This window comes from Phenylobacterium sp., from assembly GCF_036563385.1.
In the GTDB taxonomy this organism is placed as follows: Bacteria; Pseudomonadota; Alphaproteobacteria; order Caulobacterales; family Caulobacteraceae; genus Phenylobacterium.
Genome location: NZ_DATCML010000015.1, coordinates 245771 through 266737, shown reverse-complemented (window position 1 = coordinate 266737; position 20967 = coordinate 245771). Strand labels below are relative to the sequence as shown.

Here is a 20967-nt window from a genome sequence, read left to right as displayed (position 1 = left end):
TCAGGCGAGGTTGCTCAGGCGGCGGGCTCGCTGAGCCGGCGGGTCACAAGCCGCTTGCCGAGCCAGAGCTCCGCGCGGCCGGGCGGCAGCGGCAACTGGGCGAACTTGGCTTTCGCCGCGGCGTCGTCGACGCAGTTCAAAGTCGCGCCCACCACAAGCCCACCGTCGTCGTCCAGAACCTGGACCCGGTACGCCGCCACGATTCGCCCCCTCCGAGGGGCGGAAGCTAGCGGAGCGACGCCACGGGCCTTTGTACGGCAGCCGACAAAGCGCTGCTGGACCGGCTATTTTTTGTGGTCGAGGAGGATCTGCCCCTCCTTCTGGAGCCGCCCCTTCAACTTGCCGGCGACCAGCGCGAGCAGGTTCGGCAACAGAACCTCGAGCCGGACGGAAGCTTCCTCGACGTCTATGGAGCCGGAGATCGCCTGGCCCATGGCCTGGACTGCGAAGCTCAGCCGGTTTCCATCCCAGCTTTTCGTGAAAGCCCCGGCGGCTCCGCCCATCTGGGCGGAGAATCGCTCGAAACCCTCCTCGATCCGCCGGCGCGCCTCGGCGCGGCCGAGCTCATGGGGGATGTTGACGGTGATGGCCTTGGTCATGTCCTTGAAACGCGTCGGCGCCGCTTGGGGGTTCCGCCACGCCAGCTTCGCCCCTAGGCTCGGCGCCGCACGGAGGGAGGCCGCGTGAGCGAAGACCGCACGCTGTTTGGAGATGGGCGCTACCCGGAGTCGGGCCCCCTCGCGGTGCTCGCCCGGCTCGCCGTGCTTGCCGCTGCGGCGGCGATCATCATCGCCAAGTTCCTGCCGCCCGAGCTGGTGCCTGACTTCGTCCGGTCACCCAACCTGCAGCACTTCGCCGCCTTCTACGTGCTGATGCTCTGCGCCCTCGCTGCGATGCCGCGCATGCGGCTGCGCAGCGTCACGCTCGCGGTAGGCGGCTTCGCCACCTTCCTTGAGGCGCTGCACCTCGCCGCCGGCGCGCCGCTGGGGCCGTTGTCCGACAACTGGGTGGCCGATCTCGGCGGGCTGACCGCGGCGGTCGCGCCCGTGCTGGTCGAGCGCTTTCGCCGGCGATTTCCGCGGAGCTAGATGAAGGTCCAGCCTCGGTCGCGGTCCCGTACGCGCAGGTTGTTCTGCACGTGGCGGACCCCGTCGATGTCGGCGATGTCCTCGATCCGGCGCTTGTCCTCCTTGCGCCGGACTGTGCCGTTCAAGGTGACCTCACCGTCCTCGACCAGGACGTCGACATCGCGCAGATCGAGCCGTCGCTCGTCCTCCAGTCGCTCGACGATCACCGCCCATAGCACCCGGTCGGATGGGCCGCGGCGGCGCGCCTGACGCTCATCCTCGTGCCCGCGGCCGCCGAACAGGCCCCCGGCCCGCTCTCGCCAGGAACGACCGTCGTGGCGTTCCGGGCCATGTCGCCGCGCATCGTCCCGACGCTCGCTACGGTAGTCGCCGCTGTCAGTCGGCCCAGCTTGGTCGGTCCGATCGCCATCGGCAAAGCGGCGGTAGCCGACGCCGCGCTCCCGATCGTAGGCGAAGTCGGTCGAGTAGTCCGCCTGCCCGAAGTCCTCACGACGGAAGCTGGCGTCCTCCTCGACCCGATAACCGGCGCGGCGGCGTGGGTCGTAGCTGTAGTCCGTGGAGTAGTCCGCCTGTCCGAAGTCGTCGCGCTCGCGCGGCCGGCTCTGGCGCTCCCAGCGCCCCTCATCGCGGTCCCGCCAATCGTCGCGCGCCATGGCTCGTCTCCTCCTCGCTGAAACGGGGTCCGCGGCGAAAACCTGCGCCATGACCTTCGGTTCCCGCCGCCGCGTGACGCCCCGCCCGACTCCTGAGACATCAGACGCGTGCAGCCCTCCGTTCCGCCGCCGGACCGTGCGCCCTCGCGGGACCACCCGCTGGAGGACGAACTTGCCGAAGCGCTGCCGGACCGCGGCACCACGCTCGGGACGCTTCTGCGTCGCTGGGTGTTGCGGCTGGTGCCGCTCATCCTGCTTGGAGCCGCGGGTTACGTCCTGTGGCGGGACTACCATCACCTGGCGCTGCAGGACCTGCTGACCGAAGTCCGCAGGTGGGGACCAGGGTCCATCGTGGCCGCCCTGCTGTTCTCGGCGTTGAGCTTCCTGCTCATGGGTGTCGTCGAGAAGGTCGGCCTCACCTGGACCGGCGCCCGCCTCCCCTGGCGGCCCACGCTCGGCGCAGCCTTCATCGCCAACGCCATCGCGCACTCTCTCGGCGCCAATCTCCTCGTCTCGGGCGCCGTGCGCGCCCGGCTCTACGAACGTTACGGGGTCAGCCTGACCCAGGTGGCCGGCGCCACGCTGTTCCAGGGTTTCTCGTTCGCCGTGGGCATCTCCACCCTGGCGGGAGTTGGCCTGCTGCTGGCGACGCCCCAGGCGCTGGCCGCCAGCGCGATCGCGACGCCGGTCGCCCGAACGACCGGCGCCGTTCTGCTCAGTGGCGTCGGGGCCTATCTCGCCACCTGCGCCTTCCACCGGACGCCGCTGCACGCGCTCGGCCGCACCCTGGTCCTGCCCTCCGCGGGCAAGGCGCTCGTCCAGCTGGTGGTGGGGGCCGCCGACAACGCGACGGCCGCCGCGATCATCTGGATCCTCCTGCCGCCCGGCGCGGTGGATTATCTGGCGTTCATCGGCGCCTACGCCATCGCCTGCGTGGCGGGCCTGATCTCCACCGTCCCGGCCGGCGCCGGCGTGTTCGAGGGCACGCTCTCCGCGCTGCTTCCCAGGGTTCCGGCCGCGGCCCTGGCCGCCGCCTTCCTGGGCTACCGGCTCGCCTACTTCCTGTTGCCGCTGCTGCTGGCGGTGCTGGCGCTAGCCGGACACACCCTGCGCCGTGCGCAGGCGGAGCGAGGTGAGCCGTAGGAACTGGTCAGGTTCACATTTGTTGTAGGCCCACTGGGGCGGGCTCCACGACCGCGGGAGGCGGCGCATGGACCTAAACACGGCAAGCTTGGCCGGCCTGACCAAGCTCGTTGGGCTGGAAAGCGCCTACGACCTGATCCTCTGGCGTCCTTATCTCAGCTGGGGCGAGGTGGCGTGCGTGCCGGGTTTTGACGAGCGCCGTGTCGCGGAGCTGCGCGCCGCGGGGGCGACCGTCAAGCTGCCGGGCGACCCGCGAACCTTCCGTGACGACGGCGCAGCCCGGCTCTAGCTGTCCAGCAGGCGACGCACGCGCTGGGCGAGCTCCAGAGCGTCGAAAGGCTTCGGGAACATCAGCGCATCCTCCACGCCCTGCCGGGCCAGATGGGCGGCGTGTCCGGTGATGTAGACGACCTTGATGCCGGCGTTCAGCTCGCGCGCCTTTCGAGCCACCTCGAAGCCGGTGGCGCCAGGGCCGAGGTTGATGTCCGTGACCACGGCGGCGAAGCTGCGCGCGTCCCCCTCCAGCACGGCCACCGCGGAGCGGTGATCCCGCGCCACCTTCACCTGGAGCCCAGCGTCGCTGAGGGCCTCCTCCACAAGTTCGGCCACGAACGGCTCGTCCTCCACGAGGAGAATGCTGGCCATGCTGACGGCTCCTACGCCCGCGGCGGCTCCCGCCGCACCCCGTCACCCACAAAACGAGACCCCGTCGCTCGCCTGACGAGCGACGGGGTCTTGCTGCGGCTTACCGGCTCGGGGGGAGCGCCTGCCGCTGCACCGTTCTAAGCGCCGTGTGCGGGCCCCGGTTCCTCAAAGCCAGCGAGATTGCTTGAACCGCGCATAGAGGACGCCGCAGACGACGGCGATCGCCGCCAGGACCGCGTAGTAGCCGTAGCGGGCCCGCAGCTCGGGCATGTTCTCGAAGTTCATGCCGTAGATCCCGGCGATGGCGGTGGGCACGGCCAGGATCGCGGCCCAGGCGGCCAGCTTGCGGGTGATGGCCCCCTGCCGCTGCTGCTCCAGCAGGTTAGCCACCTCGAACACTGACGAGAGCACCTCGCGCAGGCCCTCGACCCGCAGGGCGACGCGGCGGACGTGATCGAGGACGTCGCGGAAATAGGGCCGCGCCTCAGCGTCGATGCAAGGAAGCTCGAGGTGCTCGAGCCGGGCGGCCATCTCCTCTGTGGGCCCAAGGATCCGGCGGAAGCGCATCAGTTCGCGCCTCAGCGCGAAAATGCGGGTGATCTCGTCGCGGGTGAGGAAGGCGTCCAGCGTCTGGCGTTCCATCGCCAGCACCTCGTCCTCGATCTGGTCGACGATCGGCAGGTAGCCGTCGACCACGAAGTCCAGGATGGCGTGAAGAACATAGTCGCCGCCGTGGGCGAGCAGCCGTGGCGCGGCCTCGAGCTGGACGCGCAGGTCGGTGTGGGCGCGGGCGGAGCCGTGGCGGACGGTGACGATGTGCTGCGGGCCGAGGAACACATGGGTCTCGCCGTAGAGGATCTCGTTGTCCTCGATGCGAGCGGTCTTGGCGACAACGAAGAGTTGCGAGTCATAGGCCTCGGCCTTCGGCAACTGGTGGGCCTTGAGGGCGTCCTCCACGGCCAGGGGGTGCAGGCCGAACCGGTCGGCCACCACCCGGAGCTCCTCGGCGGACGGCTCGAAGAGGCCGATCCAGGCGAACTCGTCCGGGGCGAGCGCCAGGCCGGCCGGCTCGTCGAGCGAGAGGCTCCGGACGGGGACCCCGTTTCGATAGGCGTAGGCGGCGACGACGCTCATGGGCGAGGCCTAGCAGGCCGGCGCCGCCTGCGCCAAGCGGGTTGGCGCAGGCGGCGCGCCCGGCTGCGCAATGGCGCGCAGCGCGCGACTGGGGACTTAGGAAGCTAAGCCCATTTCGAGCCCCGCGAAGGTTGCAGGAGTTCCCGCGGCGCGCGAGTCTCGCCGCCTCGGTTTCACCTCCGAAGGGTAGCCGAACGGTAAGCGGGTCAGAGCCGAAGACATCGCCCGCAGTCGGCTACGTCCCCCCGGACAGGGAGCCGGCCGCCGCCGGGGAGCGAGATCCCCGGCCTCCCCTTCCCTCCACCAGCCAAGCCCGCTAGGCGTGGCGCAAGAGTGGAGACCCCGATGCCGATTTCCCGACGCGAGTTCAGCCTGTCCCTGCTGGGCGCCACCGCCCTGGCGGGCCCCGCCCTGGCGCAGGGCGCCAGCGAGGCGGACCGGCGGCTGACCGCCTTCCTCGACGCTCAGTTCGAGGAGGAGGTCCGCATGGACCCCGAGTGGCTGACCCGGCTGGGGCGCAAGGAGCGCTATTCGGAGCTCACCGACCGCAGCGAGGCCTTTCTCGATCGGCAGCTGGCCTGGCGCCGGCAGAGCGTGGCCAAGATGAAGGCGCAGTTCGCCGGGACGAAGCTCAGCGACGAGGCGCGCACCTCGTACGACATGTGGGCCCTGGAGCTGGAGCGCGCCGAGACGGACGCCCGCTGGCGGCGGCGGAACTACATCTTCGTGCGCGGCGGCCCGCAGAGCGGCCTGCCCAACTTCCTGATCAACGAGCACGCTGTCGCCGACGCGGCCGACATGGAGGCCTATGTCGCCCGGACCCGGGCGATCGGCCCGGCCCTGGACCAGGCCCTGGTCCGCGCGCGCCGGGCGGCCGCCGAAGGCGTGCGGCCGCCCCGCTTCGCCTTCGACCAGGCGTTGGAGGAGGTGAAGCGCCTGACCACCGGGGCGCCGTTCGACGGCGGCGGGGACTCCGCCCTGTTCGCGGACGCCAAGGCCAAGGTGGCCGCCCTGCGCAAGGCGGGAAAGATCGACCAGGCGCGCGCCGACCGGCTGCTGGGCTCCCAGGCCCAGGCGATGACGGGTTCGATGAAGCCCGCCTATGAGCGGGTGGCCGCCTGGCTGACGGCCGAGCGGGAGAAGACCACAGCCGAGCCGCAGGGGGCGCACGCCCTGCCGAACGGCCGCGACTATTACCAGGCCCTGGTGCGCCTGCAGACCACCACCGGCATGACGCCGGACCAGATCCACGAACTCGGCCTGTCCGAGGTGAAGCGGATCCGGGCCGAGATGGAGACGCTGAAGGCAAAGATCGGCTTCACAGGTTCGCTCGAGGAATTCTTCGCCCACATGCGGACCGAAAAGAGCTTCTTCCTGCCGAACACGGAGGCCGGCCGCGCGACCTACCTCAAGGCGGCCGAGGACTACCTGGCGGGGATCCACGCGCGCCTGCCGGAACAGTTCGGGCGGCTGCCGAAGGCGCCGTTGATCGTGAAGCGGGTGGAAGCCTTCCGCGAGGAGGCCGGCGGCGCGGCGCACTACAACTCCGGCGCCCCCGAGGCTTCGCGCCCGGGGATCTTCTATGTCCACCTGGCCGACATGGGCGGCACGCCGACGTTCGAGCTGGAGGGCACCGCCTACCACGAGGGTTGGCCGGGGCATCACATGCAGATCATGCTGGCCCAGGAGATGACCGGCCAGCCCGCCTTCCGCGGCCACTACGGCTACGGCGCCTACATCGAGGGCTGGGGCCTCTACTCCGAGCTGCTGGCCAAGGAGATGGGCTTCTACAAGGACCCCTACAGCGACTTCGGCCGGCTGGGCCGCGAGATCTGGCGGGCGATCCGCCTGGTGGTCGACACCGGCCTGCATCACAAGGGCTGGAGCGAGGCCCAGGCGCTGGAGTTCTACACCGCCAACTCTCCACAGCCGGCCTCGAAGATCCGCTCCGAAATCCGCCGCTACCTCGTGAACCCCGGCCAGGCGACCTCCTACAAGGTGGGGATGGTCAAGATCCTGGAGCTACGCGCCCGGGCCCGTCAGGCGCTGGGCCCCCGATACGACCAGAAGGGCTTCCACGAGGCTGTGCTTGGCGCAGGCTCCCTGCCGCTCGACATCCTGGAAGCCCGGGTGGACCGGTGGATCGCGAGCCGACGCGTCTAGAGCGCGGCGGCTCCCGTCTCCTCAGCGCGGCGATGCGGCGTCCGGCCAGGCGCCCTTCCGGTGCTGCGGCTTGTCCGTGACCTTCACGAAGTGTTCCTGGTAGGCCTTGGACTTGCCTTCCGGGCTCTTGCTGATGCCGCGGCGCACGGCGGTCTTGCCGTCCTTGCTGAAGGTCCAGAACTCGCCAGCGATGACGTCGCCGTCCTTCATCTTGAGCACCTGCAGCTCGTGCGGCTCGGTCAGCAGGGTGGAGATCTGATTGAACCGCGTCTGGTTCGGGAACGGCGCCACCGCCCCGTCCAGCTTGGACACGTGCTCGCTGATGTAGGGCTTCTCGGCGTTGGTGGTGTTCTCGGAATAGTAGTGGAGCGTGTCGCCCTCCACCTTCATCCAGATCGTCAGCTTGAACCCGGCCGGGGTGGTGATCCCCGGCGTATCGTTGTGCTGTTCCTTCCAGGCTCCGTCCACCGGATGGGCGAAGACCGGGGCGGCGAGCGCGGCGCTGAGCGCGAGGCCAGCGGCGATGGCGCGGATGTTCATCTCAGACGTCCTCCAAACGGCGGGTCAGTACGCGACCCGAGATTCCAGATTGCTCTCGACCTCGGCGCGGGTGGTCCAGAGCGTGCGGTAGGTCTTCTGCGACAGGAACTCGAGCTGGTCGCTGCGGTGGGGCGAGCCCGGCTGGGTGGAGTTGCCGTAGCTCATCAGGCCCTTGGCCTTCACCGGCGTGGAGAACTCCACCATCGAGACCCAGGTCTCCCCGTGGTTGGGCATGCGGCGGCCGTCCTTCAGCCCGCTCCAGGTGATCACGTTGAACACCCCCATGTTGCCGAAGCCGCCGGACCCCGGCAGGTCTACTTGGCCCAAGGCGAAGCGGGAGACCTCGCCGAAGGGGCGGTCGAGGGCGCCGTACTGGGCCCGCGCCTCGATGGCAGCCTCCTTGAGCATGGCCACCGCGCCGGCGGGATCCTTGATCCCGATGGGCGTGTCGATCGGCCGGGCCGGGTCCCACCGGACCTTGTAGTTGGCGTCGCTCTGGAAGTTGGGGCCGGCGAACTTGCGGGCCCAGGTCTCGAACAGCAGGGCTCCCCGCGAGCCGGCGTCCACCTTGCGGTCCCACGCGCGCAGCACGGCGGCGGCCTGCTGGACGTCGGCGTCCGCGCTGCCCGCGGCGGCGGTGAGCAGCTCGTCCAGCACACGGTCGGCCATGAGCACGTGAGTGGACGCCTTGCTGCGCACGAAATCGTCGAAGGTGAGCTTCGGCGGGTCGGCCATCAGGTGCGACGAGTGCTGGGCCCGCAGCGACATGGGCCCGGGCGGCGCCACATAGGCCGGGTAGTCCTGGGCGCGGATCGCCTGGGGCCAGGTGGAGACCCACGGCGGATCGTTGGTGTTCTGGACGTAGCCGGTGGGCGGGTCGACCACCTTGGGCAGGTCCTCGTAGGGGTGGATGTCCGTCCAGAGGGTGGCCGAGGTGTCTCCCGGGACCAGGCCGCTCCAGGTGCGGACGTCGCCGTCCTTCCGCTTGGGCAGGATGCCGTTCAGCAGATATTGGACGTGACCTTCCCGGTCGGCGTAGACGATGTTGAAGGACGGCACCTGCAGCCGCTTCATGACCTGCTGGTACTCGGCGAAGCTCTTCGACTTGCCCATGTCCCAGTACTGGCGAAGGCCGCCCGGCCGGTCGAGGCCCGCCACCCGCACCGCCACGGTCTTGCCGTCGGCCCGCGCAAAGGCTGGGCCGTGGACCGAGCTGCGGATCTCCAGCGTCTCGGCCTTCAGGCTCCCGTCGGGCTGGCGGACCTTGAAGGTCTTGGTCTTCACCGCGAAGGGACGGACCTTGCCGTCGAACAGATAGCCGCCGGGCGCGAGCTTCAGCTCGTAGTTGGTGGCCCCCAGGATGTTGTTGACCGTATTGGTGAAGCCCATCCGCTCGTTGAAGGCGAAGCGCAGGACCGGAAGGCCCACCTGGGTGGCGCCATACATCTTGAAGCCGGGCCCGTTCAGGTCCGCCTCGAAGTAGGTGAGCTGGCTCGGCGCCCAGGGCAGGTGCGGATTGGCCAGGAGCAGGGTGTTCCCGCTCGCGGACTTCTTCGGCATCACCGCCCAGGCGTTGGAGCCCGCGTCCGCGTTGCCGCCCAGGGTGCGCTGGGCGGGCGCGACGTACTGGTAGTTCATCAGCTTGTGGGCGTGCGCCATGACGTCTACGCCGCTGATCGGCAGCACCTGGCGGACCGAGGGATCCAGCTTGTCCGGATGGGCCCGAGCGTAGGCGTTCATCCCCTCGGCGAAGGCGTCGAGGTTCCGCCGGAAGGCGGCGGGCTCCTTCAGGTACCACTGGCGGGCGCGCTCGTAGACGTCGTTGGAGATCACCCAGCGATCTGACTCGATCTCGGAGGCGCCCCAATACTCCGCCGCCCGGCCGCGGGCCTGGCCGTAGAGCCGCAGCACCACGTCGCCATGGTTCTGTGCGGTGGCGTAGCCGAAGCCGTAGAACACGGCCGCCTCGTCCTTCCCGTAGACGTGCGGCACGCCGAAGGTGTCGTAGAGGATCTCGCCCCGCACAGCCTTGGCCGGGGCGCTGGCAGCTCCCTGCGCAGCCGCCGGAGACAGGGGCAGAGCCCCGGCCCCCGCCAGCGCCGCCAGGGCGATGAGGGTCCTGCGCTTCATCATCACTCCCCTCCCCCGCCCTTAGAAGCTGTACTGCAGGCGCGCGTAGTAGAAGCCGCCGGTGAAGCCGAACGGCGAGGTGCCCGGATACTGCCCCGACCCGAGGTTGGCGTTGAACGTCCCGTTCGGGCTTGGATAGACATTGAAGAGGTTGTTGGCGCCCACGGCGACGTTGACCTGGTCGTTTACGTCGAAGCCCACCTCCAGGTCGGTGATCCACTTCGGCCCGAAGCTGCGGTCGTTGGCCGGAATGTTCTGCCAGACGGTGAAGCCGCCATAGCGGGTCGCCCGCAGGTTCACCGTCCAGCGGTCGAGCTCATAGTTGGCGTTGGCGGACACCTTGCTCTTCGGGAAGGCCTCGGTGAGGTTGCCGCGGCTCAACCGATCGAACAGCACGAAGCCAGAGCCCAGGGCGGTCAGCTCCGGCGGGTTGGGGATGACGCCGGTGATCTTCGTCTCGTTCCAGTTGTAGCCGAGGCTCCAGCGCAGGTTTCCGTACGCCCCCAGGTCGTTGCGCCAGGTGGCGACCACGTCCACCCCGCGGGTCCGGGTGTCGATCGCGTTGGTGTAGTACTGGGCGCTGAGGTCGCCCGAGAGGCCGTTGGCGATCAGGATATTGCTGACGGCCGTCCCGGTGAGCGTGCTGGTGATGGCGATCCGGCCATCCACCTCGATCTGATAGGCGTCCACCGTGACATTGAGGCTGGGCAGCGGCTGCAGGGTCACGCCCACGCTGTAGTTGGTGGACTCCTCCGGCTGCAGGGGCTCGGCGCCCAGCGCAATGGCCTCGGGCGAGCCGACCCGCAGGGTCTTGATCTGCAGGAGGGTGAGGACGCCGCCCACCTGCCGGAACTGGCTGGAGCTGGCGGCATAGTTCTGCTGCGCCAGGCCAGGCGCCCGGAAGCCGGTGCTGATCGCGCCGCGCACCCCCAGCCATTCCGTGAGGTCGTAACGGGCGTTGACCTTGCCCACCAGGGTGTCGCCCGAGGCGTCGTCATAGTCCTCGTAGCGGGCCGCGGCCCCCAGGAAGAAGCGGTCGCTGACGTTCCAGCCGAGCTCGGCGTAGGCCGCATAGTTATTGCGCGACGACTTGCTGGCGTCGCTCGGCTGGAAACCCGGGGCGGCCTGCGCGCCCGTGGCGGGACGCTGGCCCGCGAAGGGCTGGCCAGCCGGGATGACGTAAAGGCCAGCCGCGTAGCTCGCGGGCTCGCCGGCCTCGACCTCATAGGTCTCGCGGCGGTGCTGCAGGCCGAAGGAGACCTGCAGGTCGCTGGCCTCCGAGAGCTGGAAACCACGGGTCACGTCCAAGGAGTTCACCCACTCCGAGGATTCCAGGGCGCCCACGTAGAAGCTGGTCGGGCTGCTGGGGCCGAGGCTGGCGTTGATGCTCTCAGCCACGTTCTCCTCGGCGCGGTTGCGGCCATAGGTGGTGGACACGTCCCAGGACCAGCCCGCCGTTTCGCCGCGGGCGCCGAGGGCCAGCTCGTAGTCCTTCTCGTCGATCACCAGGTTGGGCCGGAAGCCCTCCGGATAGACCTGTGGCAGCGCGTTGACGCTGTTGGGCGCGCGGAAAGTGAAGGGGAGGTCCGACACGCGCTTGCTGTAGGTGCCGAAGCTGTACAGCTCCGCCGCGCCCGCCTGGTAGCTGCCGTTGAAGCCGACGTTGACGCCCCACTGGGGCAGGACGCCGTAGTTGCGGGTGATCCGGCTGCGGTCGACGGTGAGCTCGCGCGGGTCCGGCTGGCCGCCGATCCGCGGATAGATCTGGATGTTGGACGCCACCGGCACGGCGCGGTTGGAGAGCGCCTGGTCCTTGGTGTTGAAGAACAGCTTCAGGAAGCCGCTGTCGCCGAATTCGAGGCCGTAGTCACCCTGGACCTGCAGCAGGTCGCCGTCGCCACGATCGAAGTTCTCCCCATAGGTGACCGCCAGCTGGCCGCCCTTGTTCTTCTTCAGCATGATGTTGATCACGCCGGCGATGGCGTCGGAGCCGTACTGGGCCGCGGCTCCGTCGCGCAGCACCTCGATCCGATCGATGCCGGACACCGGGATCAGGTCGAGATCGGCCGGCACCGAACCATTGTAGAGCGAGGAGACGGAGTTGATCAGCGACGTCTTGTGGCGGCGCTTGCCGTTGACCAGCACCAGGGTCTGATCAGGATTGAGGCCGCGCAGCCCGCCGGTGGCGATCACCGTTGACGTGCCGCCGCCTGCCCTGGCCGGCAGGTTGAACGAGGGCACCAGGGTCTGCAGGGCCTGGAAGGCGCCGGCCCGGCCGGTGCGCTCCAGTTCGGCGGCCGAGATGACGTCGATGGGTGTCGGGCTGTCGATCACGGTGCGCGGCTGGCCGCGAGTGCCGGTGACCACCAGTTCGCCGACTTCCGCATCCTGCGCCAGCACCGGAAACGCCGCCGCCGCCGCGCCGACCGCCAGGATCGCCGCGCCCATGCGTGCACCGCCGCCGCCTGCGCCCTTGCTGTACTTCGCCATACTAACCCCCTCGCGCCGGCCCCCGGCGCTGCTGTCGCACGACCGCCGGAGCGGTCCCCCAAGATCCGCCGGGTGCTCCGCCGACCGCCGAGCGACCGTCCGTGCGGTCACCCTTGGGCGGTCCTGGCCTGTCGACGGTGAGGCGACGGCGCAGCGAGACGGCAGGCCTCGTCCGGCCCCGGCGTCGCCCCCGCTGTCCTTGGCGCCTGAGAGATTTCGGAGGGCCTCGCCCGCCTTGCTCCTTCGGCGAGGGCGGCCAGGCCGCCCTGCTTTCCAGCGTTTAGAGGCTCTGGCGGTCCTTCTGCTTGAGCGTTTCCGGGGCGGTTGCGCCTTCAGCGCCGGGCGCGAAGCCCGGTCTCTCCCGCGAGAGCCCGGCCAGCTTGGGCGCTGACGTAAGGGCGCCGCAAGGACACAAAACTGTCGCGCTTGATGGAATTTCTAACTCGCGCAGGGGAAACGTTGCGCGCGAAGCGGCCGCAGCCTGAAATTTGTGCAGGGGCGCGGCGGCGGCGTGATCAGATCTTCTCGTCCAGGAGGTCCTGCACGAAGGGCGGCAGCCAGGGGTTGCGCACCGGCTTCATCCGCTCCGACCGGTAGATGTGGATCAGGTCGGCGTATGCGCGGTCGAAGTCCTTGTTGACGATGACGTAGTCGTACTCGTTCCAGTGGGTGATCTCGCGCTTGCCCAGCGCCAGGCGCTGATTGATCACCTGGATGCTGTCCTGAGCGCGAGCGTGAAGACGGCGCGACAGGTCGGCCCAGGATGGCGGCAGGACGAAGATGCGCACCGAGTCGTCCGGCTGCTTCTCGGCGATCTGCCGGGCGCCCTGCCAATCGATGTCGAACATCACGTCCTTGCCGGCCTCGAGCGCCGCCAGCACCGGGCCCTTGGGCGTGCCATAGAGGTGGCCGTTCACCTCCGCCCACTCCAGGAGCTCGCCACCCTCGATCATCGCCTCGAACTCGGGACGGGTCTTGAAGAAGTACTCGCGCCCCTCCTCCTCGCCCGGCCGCGGAGCGCGCGTGGTCGCCGAGATGGAGAGGATCATGCTGCCGTAGTCGGCGACCAGGCGGCGCGACAGAGACGTCTTGCCGGCCCCCGCGGGGCTGGAAACCAGCATCAACAGGCCGCGCCGGACGGTCTCCCAAGGCTTAACGTGATGGTCGTCGTGGGGGAACAAGGGCGCCTCGGCTGTTACTCGACGTTCTGGACCTGTTCGCGGAACTGCTCGATCACGGCCTTCAGGTCCAGTCCCACGGTCGTGAGCGCGGCGATCGCCGACTTGGAGCACAGGGTGTTGGCCTCGCGCATGAACTCCTGGGTCAGGAAGTCCAGGCGGCGGCCCACGGCGCTGTCGTCGACTAGCTGGCGCGCCGCCTGGACGTGACCGGCCAGGCGGTCGAGTTCCTCGCGCACGTCGGCCTTCACGGCCAGGGCGGCGGCCTCCTGCAGGACGCGATCCTCCGGAACGGCCTCGCCGGCCAGTTCGGCCATCCGGCGGGCGAACCGGTCCTTGATGGCGGCGGGCTGGGCCGCCGCGTGGCTCTCGGCGTCGGCGACCAAATGGCCGATGCGGTCGAGCAGGCTCGACAGCACGCCGTGCAGCGCCCGGCCCTCTTCGCGCCGCGCGGCGAGAAGGCCGTCGAAGGCGGCGGCCACTGAAGCCGCCACAGCCGCCTCAAGCTCGGCCTGGGCCTCCCCGTCCTCGGCCGCATCGGCGGCCTCGATCACGCCCCTGAGGGACAGCAGGCCGTCGAGTCTCGGCGGCGCGACCATGCCGGTTGCGACATAGGGCGCGCCGGCCTGGAGGTAGCGCTCCAACTGTTCGACGTTGATGCGCACCGCGGCGCCGCCCTCGGCGCGCTTGGCCTGGACGCCGACCGTGAGTTGGCCGCGCTGGAAGCGGGCCTGGGCGCCTTCCCGGGCCGTACGCTCCAGGCCATCGAGCCCGGGCGGGCCGCGGAAACGAACCTCGAGGTTGCGGCCGTTCACCGAGCGGGCCTCGACGGCCCAGCTCCACGGCCCCAGCGCCCCCTCCGCTCGGCCGAAGCCGGTCATTCCGGATATCGCCATCAGCGTCCCGCCCCCGCCTGCACGGCGCGCTGCCGCTCCAGCTGGCGCCAGCGGGCTACGTTGCGCTGGTGGTCGGCATAGGTGGTGGCGAACACGTGCCCGCCCGTGCCGTCGGCCACGAAAAACAGCTCCGTGCTCTGCGGCGGGTTCAGCACCGCCTCGATGGAGGCCCGCCCGGGATTGGCGATCGGCGTCGGCGGCAGGCCGTCGATGCGGTAGGTGTTGTAGGGCGTTGCGGTAGCGATCTCGGTCACCGCCAGCCCGCGGCCGAGCGGCCTCCCCTTCGATACGCCGTAGATGATGGTGGGATCGCTCTCCAGACGCATGCCCTGGCGCAGCCGGTTGACAAAGACGGCGGCGATCCGCGGGCGCTCCGCGGCGACGCCGGTCTCCTTTTCAACAATCGAAGCGAGCGTCAGCGCCTCGTCAGGCGTGTCAAACGGCAGGCCGGACTGCCGCTTTGGCCAAAGCTCGGCCATGAGCTCGTCCTGCGCCTGGGCCATCCGCTGGAGCACCGCGGAGCGGCTGTCGCCGCGCTGGACTTGATAGGTGTCGGGCAGCAGCGTGCCCTCGGCGGGGACCGGGGCGTCGCCCGCCAGCACAGGCTGGCGCTGCACCGCTTCCCAGGCCATCTCGCTGGTCCAGCCCTCGGGGATGGTGACCAGGTGGCGAACGACCCGGCCGTCGCGGATGTCGTCGAGAATGCGCGCCATGGAGGCGCCGCTCTTCACCTCGTACTCGCCGGCCTTCAACGCTCCGGCCACCCCGCTCAGCCGGGCGGCGGCCATGAACACCGTGCGCGAGCGGATGACCCCAGCGCCGGCCAGTTCGCCGGCAATGCTAGCGAGTCCGGAGCCGCGCTCCAGCACCACGGTCGTGACCTTGCCCTCGCGCGCCTCAGGACCTGGGCCGCTGTAGGTCCACAGGACCCAGCCGCCGGCGACGAGCACGAAGGCGCCCAGGGCGAACAGCACGCCGCCCAGCATCCGCAGGGGTCCGGGCGGCGCCTTGCGCGGCACGGGACGTCGGCGCGGGCGCGGTCGCCGGCTCACGCGACCTTCTTGAAGACCACCGAGGCGTTCGTGCCGCCAAAGCCGAAGGAGTTGGACATGGCGATGTTGATCTCGCGCGGCACGGCCTTGTGCGGGGCGAGGTCAATGGGCGTCTCCACCGAGGGGTTGTCGAGGTTGATGGTCGGCGGCGCGATCTGGTCGCGGATCGCGAGGACGGTGAACGCCGCCTCGATGGCGCCAGCGGCGCCGAGCAGGTGCCCGGTGGCCGACTTGGTCGAGCTCATGGTCACCTTGGACGCCGCATTGCCGAGCAGGCGCTCGACCGCGGCTAGCTCGATCTCGTCGCCGAGCGGCGTCGAGGTGCCGTGGGCGTTGATATAGTCGAGGTCGGCCGGGTCGATGCCGGCGTCCTTGATGGCCGCCTTCATAGCGCGGAAGCCGCCGTCGCCGTCCTCGGCCGGGGCCGTGATGTGGTAGGCGTCGCCGGCCATGCCGTAGCCGAGCACCTCGGCGTAGATCTTCGCGCCGCGGGCCTTGGCGTGCTCGTATTCCTCCAGCACCAGGATGCCGGCGCCCTCGCCCATGACGAAGCCGTCGCGATCCTTGTCGTAGGGGCGGCTGGCCTTGGTGGGCGTGTCGTTGAAGCCGGTGGACATCGCTCGACAGGCGATGAAGCCGGCGATGCCGATCGGCACCACCGAGCTCTCAGCCCCGCCGGCGACCATCACGTCGGCGTCGCCGTACTTGATCATCCGGGCTGCGTCGCCGATGGCGTGGGCGCCGGTGGCGCAGGCGGTGACCACCGCATGGTTGGGCCCCTTGAAGCCGTGGCGGATCGAGACCTGGCCGCTGGCCAGGTTGATCAGGGCCGAGGGGATGAAGAAGGGGCTGATCCGCCGGGGCCCCTTCTCGTGCAGCTCGATGGCCGTCTCGGCGATCGGACCGAGGCCGCCGATGCCCGAGCCGATCATCACGCCGGTGCGTTCGCGGCCTTCCGGGTCGTCCTCGCCTGGCGCCCAGCCGGAGTCCTTCACCGCCTCGTCGGCGGCGGCGATGGCATAGAGGATGAAGTCGTCGACGCGGCGCCGATCCTTGGCGCTCATGGTCTGGTCGGGGTCGAAGGAGCCCGGCACATCGGGCCCGCCGCCGCCGCGGCCATTTACGCGAGGCACCTCGCAGGCCACCTGGCAGGCGTAGGCCGCAGGGTCGAAGGCGGTGATCCGGCCCGCGCCGGAAGCGCCGGCGAGGATCTGCTTCCAGGTGTGCTCGACACCCACGCCCAGGGGGGTGACCAGGCCGATTCCGGTGACGACGACTCGACGCATGGCTGACCTCAAACGAGAACCGCCGCGGCTAAGGGGTGTCCCTCGGCGACGCGGCGGCCAAATTTCAGAGCATGGACAGGCGCTTAGGCGCCCAGGCGCTCCTGGATGAACTTCACGGCGTCGCCGACGGTCTGAATGTGCTCAGCGGCGTCGTCCGGGATCTCGATGTCGAACTCTTCTTCGAAGGCCATCACCAGCTCGACGTTGTCGAGGCTATCGGCGCCCAGGTCGTCGATGAAGCTCGCCTTCTCGGTGACCTTTTCGGGATCGGCGTCGAGGTGCTCGATGACGATCTTACGGACGCGTTCAAGGACGTCGGACATTAGGTAGGTCCCTCAGGGCTAGTCAGTCTTTGCATTCGGCGACAGCGACGCTGGTGTCAACTGCCGCCGACGCCGTTTGGTTCGGGCCGCCGGGTAGCATGTTCGCTCCCCGGACTCTAGGGCTAGATCATCACCATGCCGCCGTTCACGTGCAGCGTCTGGCCGGTGACGTAGGCGGCCTCGTCACTGGCGAGGTAGACGCAGGCGCTGGCGATTTCCTGGCCCTGACCAAGGCGGCCGGCCGGGATCGTCCCCATGATCTGCGCCTTCTGCTGCTCGTTGAGCGCGTCGGTCATCGGGCTCTCGATGAAGCCGGGCGCGACGCAGTTCACGGTGATGCCGCGGCTCGCCACTTCCTGGGCCAACGCCTTGGAGAACCCGATCATGCCGGCCTTCGAAGCGGCGTAGTTCGCCTGTCCGGGGTTGCCCGTCACCCCTACCACCGACGTGATGCCGATGATGCGGCCGTGCCGACGCTTCATCATCCCGCGCATGCTGGCCCGCGCGAGGCGGAAATAGCTCTCCAGGTTGACCTTGATGACGGCCTCCCAGTCCTCGTCCTTCATCCGCATCAGCAAGCCGTCGCGGGTGATGCCGGCGTTGGCGACAAGTATGTCGAGGGGCGCACCGGCCGCCTTCTCGGCGGCCTCGATCAGGCCGTCCACGGCGGCGGGGTCAGAGAGGTTTGCGGCAGCCACCGCCGCCCGATCGCCCAGCTGGCCGGCGAGCTCCTGCAGAACCGCTTCGCGCGTGCCGGACAGCACCACTTGCGCGCCCTGGGCGTGGAGGGCGCGGGCGATCTCGGCTCCGATGCCGCCAGTGGCGCCGGTGACAAGCGCGGTCTTGCCGCTGAGGTCGAACATGGGCGGTCCTCTTCTAGAGCGTCTTGGCGAAGGCTTCGATGTCGGCCGGGCTGTTCAGGGGCACGGCCTCCGCGTCAGGCGCGATGCGCTTGACCATGCCGGACAGCACCTTGCCAGAGCCGGCTTCGGCGAAGCGCGTCACCCCGCCCTCCCCGGCCAGCCAAAGCACGCTCTCGCGCCAACGCACCCGGCCGGTCACCTGCTCGACCAGCAGGCGACGGATGGCCTCGGGATCATTGGTCGGGCGAGCGGTGACGTTCGCCACCACCGGCGCCCGGGGCGCAACGATCGCGGCGCCGGCCAGAGCCTCGGCCATTTCGTCGGCCGCCGGCTTCATCAGCGGGCAGTGGAAGGGCGCCGAAACGTTCAGAGGGATGGCGCGCGCGCCGAGCTCCTTGGCTTTCTCGATCGCCCGGTCGACGGCGGCCTTGGCGCCGGAGATCACCACATTGCCCTGGTTGTTGTCGTTGGCCACGACACAGACCCCGAGCTCGGCGCCGGCCGCAGCGGCCTCCTCAGCCAGCGCAACGTCGGTCTTCGGCCCGATCAGCGAGGCCATGGCGCCCGCGCCGACCGGGACCGCGCGCTGCATGGCCTGCCCACGAAGCTTGAGCAGTCGCGCAGTGTCAGCGAGGCCAAGCGCGCCGGCGGCGGCCAGCGCGGAGTATTCGCCGAGGCTGTGGCCCGCCACGAACGCCGCCTTGTCCATGCCTACGCCGAACTCGCGCTCCAGAACCCGAGCCACCGCCACGCTCAGCGCCATCAGAGCCGGTTGGGCGTTCTCGGTGAGGGTGAGTTGGTCCTCGGGACCTTCCCTCATCAACCGGAAGAGGCCCTGCCCCAGCGCATCGTCCACCTCCTGGAACGCCTCGCGCGCGACGGGGAAAGCGTTGGCCAGTTCCGAACCCATGCCGACGGCCTGACTGCCCTGGCCGGGGAAGATGAACGCAAGGCTCATGGGGTCCCGCTCCTGCCTGAAGAATCCGAGCGGCGAGGGTTAGGGGATAAGGCTAATGTGGGCAAGCACACGGGGAGGACGCCATGAGAGCGGTCGTGCGGCGCGAGAAGCGGCTGGTCTGCGACGAGATTCCGGAGCTGCAGCCCGCGGAGGGACAGGCGCTGGTCCGCACCCTCGCCTGCGGCATCTGCGGCTCGGACCTGCATGCGCTGCACCACATGGAGCACATGATCGAGCTGACCCGTCGGGCCGGCGGCGGGGACAACGGCTTCGACCCCTCGGCCGACACGGTGTTCGGCCATGAGTTCTGCGCCGAGGTGCTCGACTTCGGACCCGGGACCCCGCGCAGGCTGAAGGCCGGCGCGCGGGTGGTGAGCATCCCCGTGACCATGACCGCCTCGGGCGTGGAGATGCTCGGCTTTTCGAACCGGCTGCCCGGCGGCTTCTCAGAATGCATGCTGCTCTCTGAGGCCATGCTGCTGGAAGTCCCAAACGGGCTCCCCACCGATCACGCGGCGATGACCGAGCCCTTCGCCGTCGGACTGCACGCCGTGGCCAAGGCGCGGCTCGAGCCCAAGTCCGTGTGCCTGGTGGTGGGCTGCGGGCCCGTGGGGCTCGCGGTTATCGCCGCGCTGAAAGCCCAGGGCCACGGCCCCGTGATCGCCGCGGACTTCTCGCCCCGCCGCCGAGCCGCGGCGGAGCGCCTCGGCGCCGACGTCCTCGTCGATCCGGCGGTGGAAGATCCGCACGGCCGCTGGGAGGCTTTCGGCGTGCCCAAGGCCCGCGCCGCGCAACAGATGGTCCGCATGATGGGCGGCGGCTTCGCCCGTCCTGTGGTTTTTGAATGCGTGGGCGCCCCGGGCGTGCTGCAGAATCTGATCGAGGCGGCCCCGGCTGGCGCGCAGATCGTCGTCGCCGGCGTCTGCATGGAGACCGACCGCATCGAGCCCTCCATCGCCATCACCAAGGAAATCGAGCTCACCTTCGTCTTCGGCTACACGCCGGAGGAGTTCGCCCTGACGCTGCGCAGGCTGGCCGAGGGCGTTGTCGATGTCTCGCACCTGGTCACCGGTCGCGTCAGCCTCTCCGAGGTGGCCGGCGCATTCGACGCGCTCGGCGATCCGGAAGCCCACGTAAAGATCGTCGTCGATCCCACCGCCTAGCCATCAAGCTTCACATTACGTTAAGCAAACTCGGCCGTACGAGGCGTTACAGCGAAGGTCGGCGCCACATTTGGGTCGCGATCTGACCTGCTCACCAAGAATATCCAACTGCGCGTGGCGGATTGTCGCGGACCGAATACTACCTCGGTCAACCCTGGGTCGGCGGCGAGCAGGATTCGACGAACTTCGGTACGCCATTCACTATACTTCTACACCGGGGAGTTGCCGAGCGCGATTCCGGCGCCACTCGAAGCTGAGCGCAGAAGTATTAGGCGGCTCTCGTCCGGGCCCGCAAAACATGCGGGCACTAAGAGGGCGACAAAGCTCTTCCTCTCCTTGTGCGCACGTGTCTTGCAAAAGCTGGTGGGCGTCCGGGACAGTGTTCCAGATCGGGACTTTGACCTTGACGCCCCACTATTGTGGTTACTGCCGAGCTTCATTCTTGACACTGGGCAACCGCCGCCGTAGAGGGCCATGGATAATCGTCGGTTAAATGGGCGACCTGCAACCAAAGGTTACAAAGGTTTTCGCCGCTCGCTGCGGCGCTCCCTCGAACACCTGCAAGTCTCCAGCAAGACAAGTTCACGCGTTCAACAGACAACTCTCACGCCAGGGGCGAACATGACTACCCTTCGGAACCTCCTCATCGCCGCCGGCAGCGCCGCCGTCCTGGCGAGCCTCGCCACCACCGCCGCCGCGCAGCAGTCGACCTCCTCGGCCAGCGCGACCGTGGGCGCCAGCATCATTCAGCCGATCGCCATCACGAAGAACAACGACGTGAGCTTCGGCACGATCACTCGGCCGAACACCGCCACCACCTCGCAGGTGGTGCTGAGCACGACCAACACCACCACCCCGGTGTCGATTGTCGGCGGTACGGCGCTCGTGCAGGCCCAGGGCAGCCGCGGTCAGTTCACCATCACCGGTGACGGCGGCCGCGCCTACACCCTCAGCGGCTCGACTACGGCGTTCAACCTGACGGGCTCGGGCTCCGCCTCCGGCCAGAACATCTCCTTCACGCCGGCCTTCTCGGTCGACAGCGGCAGCCTCTCGGGCACCGCCGGCGTCCTTCCGGGCACCCAGTTCACGGCGGCCACCCAGCTGCTGTACGCGGGCGGATCGTTCAACGTCACCAACGAAACCACCCCGGGTCCGTACACCGGGACCATGTCGCTGACGGTCACCTACAACTAAGCGACGACGGGCTCGCCGGGGCTGAGCGCGCGCCGTTCAGCCTCGGTAAACCCGTCACCGCTAAGTTC

Annotated in this window: 21 protein-coding genes and 2 riboswitches; of the genes, 6 read left to right on the top strand and 15 right to left on the bottom strand. The window is 69.2% G+C overall.

Going from position 1 to position 20967, the window contains the following annotated elements; translation table 11 throughout:
- Nucleotides 1-14: 14 nt before the first annotated feature.
- Both VIL67_RS16325 and VIL67_RS16320 read right to left on the bottom strand, forming a co-directional pair.
- Nucleotides 15-200, bottom strand: coding sequence for a hypothetical protein (locus VIL67_RS16325; RefSeq protein WP_332049971.1), 186 nt, complete (start codon nt 198-200; stop codon nt 15-17).
- Nucleotides 201-284: 84 nt separating this feature from the next.
- Complete coding sequence (locus tag VIL67_RS16320; RefSeq protein ID WP_332049970.1) at nt 285-599, bottom strand: polyhydroxyalkanoic acid system family protein; 315 nt, start codon at nt 597-599, stop codon at nt 285-287.
- An 84-nt stretch (nt 600-683) separates the two neighbouring features.
- Between VIL67_RS16320 and VIL67_RS16315 the strand changes: the two genes are divergently transcribed.
- Entirely contained in the window at nt 684-1088 is a 405-nt protein-coding gene (locus VIL67_RS16315; protein WP_332049969.1) for a hypothetical protein, read from the top strand.
- On the opposite strand, the gene VIL67_RS16310 is transcribed toward VIL67_RS16315, so the two are convergent.
- On the bottom strand, nt 1085-1741 hold the full coding sequence (locus tag VIL67_RS16310; RefSeq protein ID WP_332049968.1) for a BON domain-containing protein: 657 nt from the start codon (nt 1739-1741) through the stop codon (nt 1085-1087). The two genes, VIL67_RS16315 and VIL67_RS16310, sit on opposite strands and share 4 nt — an antisense overlap.
- Before the next feature lie 108 nt (nt 1742-1849).
- Between VIL67_RS16310 and VIL67_RS16305 the strand changes: the two genes are divergently transcribed.
- Nucleotides 1850-2884 (top strand): lysylphosphatidylglycerol synthase transmembrane domain-containing protein, encoded by a 1035-nt coding sequence (locus tag VIL67_RS16305; protein WP_332049967.1) that lies wholly within the window; start codon nt 1850-1852, stop codon nt 2882-2884.
- A gap of 67 nt (nt 2885-2951) precedes the next feature.
- A complete protein-coding gene (locus VIL67_RS16300; RefSeq protein WP_332049966.1) occupies nt 2952-3173 on the top strand; it encodes a ComEA family DNA-binding protein in 222 nt (73 codons plus the stop codon).
- Here VIL67_RS16300 and VIL67_RS16295 read toward each other — a convergent pair.
- On the bottom strand, nt 3170-3529 hold the full coding sequence (locus VIL67_RS16295) for a response regulator (RefSeq protein WP_332049965.1): 360 nt from the start codon (nt 3527-3529) through the stop codon (nt 3170-3172). The genes VIL67_RS16300 and VIL67_RS16295 overlap by 4 nt on opposite strands.
- A gap of 165 nt (nt 3530-3694) precedes the next feature.
- Complete coding sequence (locus tag VIL67_RS16290; RefSeq protein WP_332049964.1) at nt 3695-4663, bottom strand: magnesium and cobalt transport protein CorA; 969 nt, start codon at nt 4661-4663, stop codon at nt 3695-3697.
- 345 nt (nt 4664-5008) lie between these two features.
- On the opposite strand from VIL67_RS16290, the gene VIL67_RS16285 reads away from it, so the two are divergent.
- Entirely contained in the window at nt 5009-6826 is a 1818-nt protein-coding gene (locus VIL67_RS16285; RefSeq protein ID WP_332049963.1) for a DUF885 domain-containing protein, read from the top strand.
- 21 nt (nt 6827-6847) lie between these two features.
- On the opposite strand, the gene VIL67_RS16280 is transcribed toward VIL67_RS16285, so the two are convergent.
- The 10 genes from VIL67_RS16280 to fabD all read right to left on the bottom strand — a co-directional run bounded on the left by VIL67_RS16280 (nt 6848) and on the right by fabD (nt 18542).
- A complete protein-coding gene (locus VIL67_RS16280) occupies nt 6848-7366 on the bottom strand; it encodes a hypothetical protein (protein WP_332049962.1) in 519 nt (172 codons plus the stop codon).
- A gap of 24 nt (nt 7367-7390) precedes the next feature.
- Entirely contained in the window at nt 7391-9499 is a 2109-nt protein-coding gene (locus tag VIL67_RS16275; RefSeq protein WP_332049961.1) for a penicillin acylase family protein, read from the bottom strand.
- 18 nt (nt 9500-9517) lie between these two features.
- Complete coding sequence (locus VIL67_RS16270; RefSeq protein ID WP_332049960.1) at nt 9518-11986, bottom strand: TonB-dependent receptor plug domain-containing protein; 2469 nt, start codon at nt 11984-11986, stop codon at nt 9518-9520.
- Nucleotides 11987-12177: 191 nt separating this feature from the next.
- Nucleotides 12178-12265: riboswitch (glycine riboswitch) on the bottom strand.
- Between the two features lie 4 nt (nt 12266-12269).
- A riboswitch (glycine riboswitch) is annotated at nt 12270-12360 on the bottom strand.
- A gap of 141 nt (nt 12361-12501) precedes the next feature.
- Complete coding sequence (gmk, locus tag VIL67_RS16265; protein ID WP_332050204.1) at nt 12502-13107, bottom strand: guanylate kinase; 606 nt, start codon at nt 13105-13107, stop codon at nt 12502-12504.
- 74 nt (nt 13108-13181) lie between these two features.
- On the bottom strand, nt 13182-14060 hold the full coding sequence (locus VIL67_RS16260) for a YicC/YloC family endoribonuclease (protein ID WP_332049959.1): 879 nt from the start codon (nt 14058-14060) through the stop codon (nt 13182-13184).
- Nucleotides 14060-15112, bottom strand: a complete 1053-nt coding sequence (gene mltG, locus VIL67_RS16255) for an endolytic transglycosylase MltG (protein WP_332049958.1) — start codon at nt 15110-15112, stop codon at nt 14060-14062. Before mltG ends, VIL67_RS16260 begins: the two co-directional genes overlap by 1 nt.
- Entirely contained in the window at nt 15109-16398 is a 1290-nt protein-coding gene (gene fabF / locus VIL67_RS16250) for a beta-ketoacyl-ACP synthase II (protein ID WP_332049957.1), read from the bottom strand. Before fabF ends, mltG begins: the two co-directional genes overlap by 4 nt.
- A gap of 83 nt (nt 16399-16481) precedes the next feature.
- Nucleotides 16482-16721 (bottom strand): acyl carrier protein, encoded by a 240-nt coding sequence (locus tag VIL67_RS16245; protein ID WP_012522113.1) that lies wholly within the window; start codon nt 16719-16721, stop codon nt 16482-16484.
- Nucleotides 16722-16843: 122 nt separating this feature from the next.
- A complete protein-coding gene (gene fabG, locus VIL67_RS16240) occupies nt 16844-17584 on the bottom strand; it encodes a 3-oxoacyl-[acyl-carrier-protein] reductase (protein ID WP_332049956.1) in 741 nt (246 codons plus the stop codon).
- 13 nt (nt 17585-17597) lie between these two features.
- Complete coding sequence (fabD, locus tag VIL67_RS16235; protein ID WP_332049955.1) at nt 17598-18542, bottom strand: ACP S-malonyltransferase; 945 nt, start codon at nt 18540-18542, stop codon at nt 17598-17600.
- Between the two features lie 83 nt (nt 18543-18625).
- Between fabD and VIL67_RS16230 the strand changes: the two genes are divergently transcribed.
- Both VIL67_RS16230 and VIL67_RS16225 read left to right on the top strand, forming a co-directional pair.
- A complete protein-coding gene (locus VIL67_RS16230; RefSeq protein ID WP_332049954.1) occupies nt 18626-19705 on the top strand; it encodes a zinc-binding dehydrogenase in 1080 nt (359 codons plus the stop codon).
- A 621-nt stretch (nt 19706-20326) separates the two neighbouring features.
- Nucleotides 20327-20899 (top strand): DUF4402 domain-containing protein, encoded by a 573-nt coding sequence (locus VIL67_RS16225; protein WP_332049953.1) that lies wholly within the window; start codon nt 20327-20329, stop codon nt 20897-20899.
- Nucleotides 20900-20967: the final 68 nt, after the last annotated feature.

What these genes read in the sequence shown, in the direction of transcription:
- VIL67_RS16320 (WP_332049970.1), bottom strand. Translation starts at nt 599, where the DNA reads ATGACCAAGGCCATCACCGTCAACATCCCCCATGAGCTCGGCCGCGCC.
- VIL67_RS16310 (WP_332049968.1), bottom strand. Translation starts at nt 1,741, where the DNA reads ATGGCGCGCGACGATTGGCGGGACCGCGATGAGGGGCGCTGGGAGCGC.
- VIL67_RS16300 (WP_332049966.1), top strand. Translation starts at nt 2,952, where the DNA reads ATGGACCTAAACACGGCAAGCTTGGCCGGCCTGACCAAGCTCGTTGGG.
- VIL67_RS16295 (WP_332049965.1), bottom strand. Translation starts at nt 3,529, where the DNA reads ATGGCCAGCATTCTCCTCGTGGAGGACGAGCCGTTCGTGGCCGAACTT.
- VIL67_RS16290 (WP_332049964.1), bottom strand. Translation starts at nt 4,663, where the DNA reads ATGAGCGTCGTCGCCGCCTACGCCTATCGAAACGGGGTCCCCGTCCGG.
- VIL67_RS16285 (WP_332049963.1), top strand. Translation starts at nt 5,009, where the DNA reads ATGCCGATTTCCCGACGCGAGTTCAGCCTGTCCCTGCTGGGCGCCACC.
- VIL67_RS16280 (WP_332049962.1), bottom strand. Translation starts at nt 7,366, where the DNA reads ATGAACATCCGCGCCATCGCCGCTGGCCTCGCGCTCAGCGCCGCGCTC.
- VIL67_RS16275 (WP_332049961.1), bottom strand. Translation starts at nt 9,499, where the DNA reads ATGATGAAGCGCAGGACCCTCATCGCCCTGGCGGCGCTGGCGGGGGCC.
- VIL67_RS16270 (WP_332049960.1), bottom strand. Translation starts at nt 11,986, where the DNA reads ATGGCGAAGTACAGCAAGGGCGCAGGCGGCGGCGGTGCACGCATGGGC.
- gmk (WP_332050204.1), bottom strand. Translation starts at nt 13,107, where the DNA reads ATGCTGGTTTCCAGCCCCGCGGGGGCCGGCAAGACGTCTCTGTCGCGC.
- VIL67_RS16260 (WP_332049959.1), bottom strand. Translation starts at nt 14,060, where the DNA reads ATGGCGATATCCGGAATGACCGGCTTCGGCCGAGCGGAGGGGGCGCTG.
- fabF (WP_332049957.1), bottom strand. Translation starts at nt 16,398, where the DNA reads ATGCGTCGAGTCGTCGTCACCGGAATCGGCCTGGTCACCCCCCTGGGC.
- VIL67_RS16245 (WP_012522113.1), bottom strand. Translation starts at nt 16,721, where the DNA reads ATGTCCGACGTCCTTGAACGCGTCCGTAAGATCGTCATCGAGCACCTC.
- fabG (WP_332049956.1), bottom strand. Translation starts at nt 17,584, where the DNA reads ATGTTCGACCTCAGCGGCAAGACCGCGCTTGTCACCGGCGCCACTGGC.
- fabD (WP_332049955.1), bottom strand. Translation starts at nt 18,542, where the DNA reads ATGAGCCTTGCGTTCATCTTCCCCGGCCAGGGCAGTCAGGCCGTCGGC.
- VIL67_RS16230 (WP_332049954.1), top strand. Translation starts at nt 18,626, where the DNA reads ATGAGAGCGGTCGTGCGGCGCGAGAAGCGGCTGGTCTGCGACGAGATT.
- VIL67_RS16225 (WP_332049953.1), top strand. Translation starts at nt 20,327, where the DNA reads ATGACTACCCTTCGGAACCTCCTCATCGCCGCCGGCAGCGCCGCCGTC.